This is a genomic window from Nostoc sp. LEGE 06077, from assembly GCF_015207705.1.
Taxonomy (GTDB): Bacteria; Cyanobacteriota; Cyanobacteriia; order Cyanobacteriales; family Nostocaceae; genus Nostoc_B.
Map to the genome: position 1 here is coordinate 1 of NZ_JADEWI010000108.1, position 7,620 is coordinate 7,620.

General features: G+C 40.7%; 1 protein-coding gene and 1 pseudogene. Both read left to right on the forward strand.

The genetic code is table 11. The features are described from left to right. Positions 1-111: 111 nt before the first annotated feature. Positions 112-1,653 (forward strand): annotated as a pseudogene (locus IQ244_RS31735) (ATP-binding protein); the annotation flags it as partial. A gap of 73 nt (positions 1,654-1,726) precedes the next feature. Beyond that, a complete protein-coding gene (locus IQ244_RS31740) occupies positions 1,727-7,504 on the forward strand; it encodes an ATP-binding sensor histidine kinase (RefSeq protein ID WP_193900639.1) in 5,778 nt (1,925 codons plus the stop codon). Positions 7,505-7,620: the final 116 nt, after the last annotated feature.

The following is a 7,620-nucleotide window of genomic DNA, read 5'->3' on the forward strand; positions in this document are numbered from 1 at the left end:
TGCCTAAAATGAGACGAACTAGGCAAAGTTATCATTTGTATTTCTTATCAATCAAGGCTAAAAAATGGGTCATTTTTACAGAAATTTACAAGGTTGCCCCTGGTTGCACGAACCTTCTATTTACGCCTACTCGTAGCAATTTTGCAGAAACAGCAACTATCTTTCACACCCACGGAAACGATTTCCTCTCACACCCTCCAAAGTTCCACTTTCGGTAATACTAGCTTTTCAGAAGCCCTCGATCTGGCAAGCATTCTCAAAGCTGTTCAATCTCTCTCTAGTGAAATTGAGTTGGAGAAATTACTCTCGACCGTACTTCAGGTCATACTTGAAATTGCTGGTGCTGATAAATGTGCGTTGCTGATGCCAAAAGGTTCATGCTGGGTAATTGAGGCATTATCCCAACTCGGACAGCCTGCGATTATCTTGCGTTCGCTACCCGATGATAATGGTCAAACAGTACCTGTTGCCCTAATCAATCGGGTGAAAAATACTCTCACCTTGACTGTAATTGAGAATGCAGTAGTTGAGCCAACCCTGGCGGCTGACCCCTATATTCTGCGCCATTCACCTAAGAGTATTCTCTGTGCGCCAATTCTCAACCAAGGCAAGCTGATTGGCATTTTGTACCTGGAAAATAACCTAACGGTGGGAGTATTTACTAGCGATCGCCTACAAGTTCTCAAACTTCTCACTACTCAAGTAGCTATTTCTCTAGAAAACGCCCAACTATATCACAAATTAGATAACTATTCCCATACTTTGGAGCAAAAAGTAGAAGAACGCACCCAGGAAATAACAGAAAAAGCAACTCAGCTAGAATTAACATTAGAGAAACTCTACTCGGCTCAAGCCCAACTCATTCAATCAGAAAAAATGTCCGGTTTGGGACAGCTAGTTGCTGGAATTGCTCATGAAATTAATAATCCAATTAATTTTATCTCTGGCAACTTAGAACCAGCGAGTGAATACGTTGCATCCTTAATTGAATTAAATAACTTATATAAGCAACTTTATCCGCAACCATTGCCAGAGATTGCCGAAAAAATCGCCGAGATTGAATTAGAATTTCTGGTGGAGGATTTACAAAAGCTCCTGTCATCGATGAGGGTAGGAGCAAAGCGCATCTGTCAAATTGTGTTGTCACTGCGAAATTTTTCCCGCTTGGATGAATCAGAAATCAAACCAGTAGACATTCACTCTGGTATTGATAGCACGCTGTTAATTTTGCAGCATCGACTTCAGAATAATAGTAAACATCCAGAAATTGCAGTTATTCAAAAATATGGTCAATTACCTTTAGTTAATTGCTATGCATCTGCTCTGAATCAGGTATTTATGAATATTATCAATAATGCCATTGATGCCTTAGAAGAATCAGATAAAAGTCGCCAACCAACTATTATTATTCAGACGGAATCAAAAGAACAAAAAAAGGTAATAATTCGCATTGCAGACAACGGTGTAGGGATGAGTGAGTCCGTGAAAAATAATATATTTAATCCATTTTTTACGACGAAATCCGTAGGTAGTGGTACAGGCTTGGGATTATCAACTAGCTATTCGATTGTCGTAGAAAAACATGGAGGTCAGTTAAGCTGCATTTCTGCACCAGGAGAGGGTACAGAATTTATCATCGAAATTCCGGTGTAAATTTTTGCTATGTTAAAAAATAACTTGATATATCTGGGAATACTAAATCTGTAAATCATTAGGATTTAGCAGTATGTTTAATAGCACGATCAATATTCCCGGATATCGCATCAGCGAAGAACTCTACAATGGTTCCAGAACCGTAGTTTATAGAGGATATCGAGAGGCTAACTTATTACCTGTAGCAATTAAACTGCTGAAAAATCCATATCCGGATTTTAACGAACTCTTGTCGTTTCGGAATCAGTACACCATTGCTAAAAATCTCAACTCTCCTCTGATCGTTCAAACCTACAGCCTAGAACCATACCAAAATGGCTATGCGCTGGTGATGGAAGACTTTGGGGGGATTTCTCTGAAAGATTATTTCATCGCTGACCAGATGCAATATATCGCGTCTAGTGAAGAGTTTTTACGAATTGCGATCGCACTATGCAATACCTTAGATATACTCTACCGAGAACGGATTATTCATAAAGATATTAAACCCAGCAATATCTTAATTAATCCCGAAACCAAACAAATTAAATTAATCGATTTTAGTATTGCCTCTTTACTTCCACGAGAAACACAAACTTTAATAAATCCCAATGGATTAGAAGGGACACTCGTTTATATTTCCCCCGAACAAACAGGTCGAATGAATCGGGGGATTGACTATCGAAGTGACTTTTATTCTTTGGGAGTAACTTTCTACGAATTACTGGCAGGAAAGTTACCTTTTGAATCCAAAGATCCAATGGAGTTAGTCCATTGTCATATTGCCAAAAATCCACCGAACTTAAGTGAGATAAAGGGGAGAGAAATTCCTCAAGTTTTGTGTGATATCGTGATGAAACTGATGGCGAAAAACGCAGAATCCAGATATCAGAGCGCCTTGGGGCTGAAATTTGATTTAGAAAAATGTTTAGTTCAACTTCAAGAAATTGGTGAAATTCAGAGTTTTGAAATTGCGTCTAGGGATGTGTGCGATCGCTTCATCATCCCCGACAAACTTTATGGACGAGAAACCGAAGCAGAAACCCTGCTCCAAGCTTTTGAGCGAGTCAGCTTAGGCGCAACAGAAATGATGCTAGTTGCAGGTTTTTCTGGGATTGGCAAAACCGCCGTCGTCAACGAAGTTCATAAACCGATTGTGCGGCAACGCGGCTACTTCATCAAAGGGAAATATGACCAGTTCAACCGCAACATCCCGTTGAGCGCCTTTGTGCAAACCTTCCGGGACTTGATGGCACAACTATTGAGTGAAAGCGATACTCAGGTGGCGCAGTGGAAAGACAAAATCCTCTCAGCTTTGGGTGAGAACGGGCAAGTCCTAATTGAAGTCATTCCCGAACTCGAACAGATTATCGGCAAACAACCTGCTGCTCCTGAGCTTTCAGGTAGTGCTGCCCAGAACCGCTTCAACTTGCTATTCCAGAAATTCATTGCCGTATTCGCTACAGCAGAACATCCGTTAGTGATATTCCTCGATGACTTGCAGTGGGCAGATTCAGCCTCATTGAGCTTGATGCAAGTGCTGATGAGTCAAAGCGAAGTGGGCTATCTGCTGACTATTGGGGCATACCGAGATAACGAAGTCTTCCCCACTCATCCACTAATGCTGACATTGGAGGAGATGAAGAAAGCCTCAGCAACTATCAGCACCCTTACCCTCACCCCATTAAGTCAATCTCACATCAATCGTTTGGTTGCCGACACCCTCAGTTGTACAACTGTTCTAGCGCAACCCTTGAGTGAGTTAATCTATCAAAAAACCAAAGGCAACCCTTTCTTTGCCACGCAGTTTCTCAAAACCCTGCATCAGGAGGGCTACATTGCCTACGATCTGCAAGTTGGACATTGGCAGTGCGATATGGTAGCAGTGCGATCGCTCTCGCTTACTGATGATGTGGTGGAGTTCATGGCGCTGCAATTGCAAAAGTTGCCCGATGAAACCCAAAATGTCCTCAAACTAGCTGCCTGTATTGGCGCTCAATTTGATTTAGAGACATTGGCTATAGTTTCAGAAAAATCAATAACCGATGCCGCAACAGCATTGTGGAAAGCCTTGCAGGAAGGCTTGGTTTTACCCACAAGTCAGATTTACAAGTTTTATCAGGGTGCAGAACAGTCCCAGGCAGAAGATACAGTTAATCCGACCTATCGATTTTTGCACGATCGCGTCCAGCAAGCCGCCTATTCTTTAATTCCTGATGACCAAAAGCAGGCAACTCACCTCAAGATTGGACAGTTGCTTCAGCAAAACTCTTCAGAAATAGAACAAGAAGAAAAACTATTTGATATTGTCAGACATTTGAACTTAGGAATTAAGTTAATCACTCAACCAAGTGTTCGGGAAACATTAGCGCAATTAAATTTAAAGACCGGACGCAGGGCAAAAAATTCTACAGCCTATGGTGCAGCAAAAGTCTATCTACAAACCGGGATTGAGCTACTACAGACAAATTGCTGGCATAATCAGTATGAATTGACCCTCAAGCTCTATATTGCGGCTACCGAGACTGCCTATTTAAATGGCGAATTCGATACGATGGAACATCTCGCAGCACAGGCGTTGCAGGGATCGCAGACAATTTTCGACAAAATTAAAATTTATGATTTAAAGATTCAATGCTTGGCGATACAAAACCAATTGGCAAATTCTCTAGAATTAGGTTTGCAAATTTTAGATGAATTAGATGTTCAGATCGCCAGCCCAGAATCAGTAAAGAAAGGTGTGAATTTACCTACACTTTCTCAGATTGAAAATATGGGAGAAATGACCAATCCCTATAAAATAGCAGCTATGCAAATGTTGATCAGTGTTCTGCCAGCAGTATTTTTGAGTACTAACAGATTTGGAGAATTTGTACTCACCCTGATTAACCTATCCTTAGAATTTGGCAGGTCAGAACTTGCTTGTTATGCCTATGCTGCTTACGGTTGGCTCAAGTGTGGTCAAGGAGAGATCAAAGATGGGTATCATGCTGGGAAAATTTCGTTAAAACTCTTAGAAGTTTATGATAGTCGTCAGTTTAAATGTAAAGTTAATCTCCTCTTTGCAGCCCATGTGCAATGTTGGAGAGAACATTTAAAAAATACAATACCATCATTATTAGAAGCATTAAAACAGGGATTAGATAATGGTGATATTGAATATGCAGGTTATGCCACAATGCATTTATGTCATCATCTCTTATGGGTAGGCGAATACTTACCAGAAGTCAATCGAAAACAAGAGAGATACATTCAAATTTCTGGGAAAGAAATTGCACAGGAGTTTAGTAGAGAATTAGGTAGTATTTGGAAACAGTTCACCGACAATTTACTGAATCCAGGGAAAAACTTAGTAACTTTGAACGGTGAGAGTTTTAATGAACATCAGAGACTACCTCAACTAATCCAGGACAACAGTCATAATCCTCTGGTTGCAGTTTATGTATCGAAATTAATTCTTCACTATTTTTATGGTGAATATAGTCAAGCTCTTGAAAATGGCAATTTAGCATATCCACATACCTTGGCAATTCCTGGGGTATTTTCAGTGTTCATACACAATTTCTTTTGGTCATTGTCATTATTGAAATGTTGCGAAAACGTTGATACAAATACACAAAGTAATTACTTTCAGCAGATAGAGAATAATCAGCAAAACCTCCGCCTTTGGGCAGATCAGTCCCCTATTAACTTCCTGCACAAATTTCATTTGGTAGAAGCAGAACGCTACCGAGTGCTAGGACAAAAAGCCGAAGCAATGGAAATGTACGATTGCGCCATAACTCTAGCCAAAGAAAACGAATATATCCAAGAAGAAGCACTTGCCAACGAACTCGCCGCCAAATTTTACCTGAAATGGGGCAAACAGCGGATAGCCCAAGAATATATGACCGAAGCCTACTACGGCTATGCTCGTTGGGGTGCTAAAGCCAAGGTCGCTGACTTAGAAAGATGCTATCCCCAACTGCTGGCTCCCATATTACAGCAAACCCGTTCTCCTCTCTCCGCTCACGAAACTCTCTTCACCTTGGGGAGCGTCACCTATACTAGTTCCGCCACTTCCACCAGTAGCAGTGTTTCTCATTCCCTTGATTTAGCTACCATTCTCAAAGCTTCCCAAACTATCTCCAGCGAAATCGAACTGGAAAAACTACTTTCATCGTTGCTTGAGATCGTCATCGAAAATGCGGGGGCTGATAAATGTGTGTTGATGCTTTTGCAAGACAATGATTTACTAATTCAAGGTGCAATTACTCAAGGAACACAACCCATTGTGTTGCAAAGTCTTGCGATTGAAGACAGCCAAGATATTCCCCACAAGCTGATTTACAAAGTCAAGCATAGTCAACAAACTGTTGTCTTATTGGATGCAAACGCAGATATCACTTTCGCCAACGACCCCTATATTATCCGTCAAGAGCCAAAGAGTATTTTGTGTAGTCCGATTTTACATCAAGGCAAATTACTGGGGATTTTATATTTGGAAAATAATTTAGTAACAGGAGCGTTTACAAGCGAACGCGTCGAATTACTGAATGTCATCTGCGCTCAAGCCGCCATTTCCCTAGAAAATGCCCAACTTTATCAACGTTCTCAGGAATCTGCCCAAGAATTAAAGCGATCGCTCACTGAGTTAAAAACTGCTCAATCCCGCTTTCATAATTTAGTAGATAATGTTCCTGGGGTGGTGTATCAATTCCTAATGGCAATTGATGGTTCGGTGTCAATGGCGTACATTAGTAATGACTGTTATGACCTCTATGAAATCACCGCCGAACAAGCGATCGCCAATGTGCAGATCATCATGGATCTGACGCATCCTCTGGATGCTGAATCTCATCGTCAGTCCGTAGCATATTCAGTTCAAACCTTGACTCCTTGGCTGTGGGAGGGACGAATTGTTACCCCCTCTGGAATTACTAAATGGATTCACGGTGAAGCGCGAATAGAAAAACTAGTTGATGGCACCTTAGTGTGGGATGGCTTGTTACTAGATATTAGCGAACGCAAACAAGCTGAACTGGATTTACAACAAGCAAATTTACAAATTATCCAAAGTGAAAAAATGTCGGCGTTAGGTAACTTAGTTGCTGGTGTCGCCCACGAAATGAATAATCCTCTGGGCTTTATTGCGGCTACTCTCAAACAAGCCAAACCCACCTTTGCCGATATTATTGAACATTTGAAAATCTATCAAGAAACTTTACCTGATAAAACTGAAGAAATCCTCGGCCACGAGTCAGAAATTGATTTAGACTATACCATAGAAGACCTGCCTAAAATGCTCGATTCTATGACAATGGCGTGCGATAGATTAAAAAACATCAGCACTTCCCTACGCACTTTCTCTCGTACTGATAGAGATTACAAAGTACCATTTAATCTTCATGAAGGCATTGATAGTACTATTCTTATTCTCAAACATCGTCTCAAAGCTAACGAACAACGTCCCGCCATTGAGGTAATTAATCACTACGGTAATTTACCACAAATAGAATGTTTCCCTGGGCAATTAAATCAGGTATTCATGAATATTTTGGCGAATGCTATTGACGCATTAGAGGAATCGAATCACGGACGGAGTTTTGAGGAAATTCAATCTCATCCTAACTCTATTATAATTACCACATCAATAGTAGATAAATCCGTGCAAATCTCCATTGCTGATAATGGTAAGGGGATGAGCGAAGAGGTAAAACAAAAAATATTTGACCATTTATTTACTACCAAAGCTGTAGGGAAAGGTACTGGGTTAGGTTTGGCGATCGCCCGTCAAATTGTCGAAGAAAAACACGGTGGTAAAATCACAGTTAATTCTGTTCTGAGTGAGAGGACAGAGTTTATAATTTCTCTTCCCATATGGCGTAAATAGAAGGTTCGTGCAACCAGGGGCAACCTTGTAAATTTCTGTAAAAATGACCCATTTTTTAGCCTTGATTGATAAGAAATACAAATGATAACTTTGCCTAGTTCGTCTCATTTTAGGCA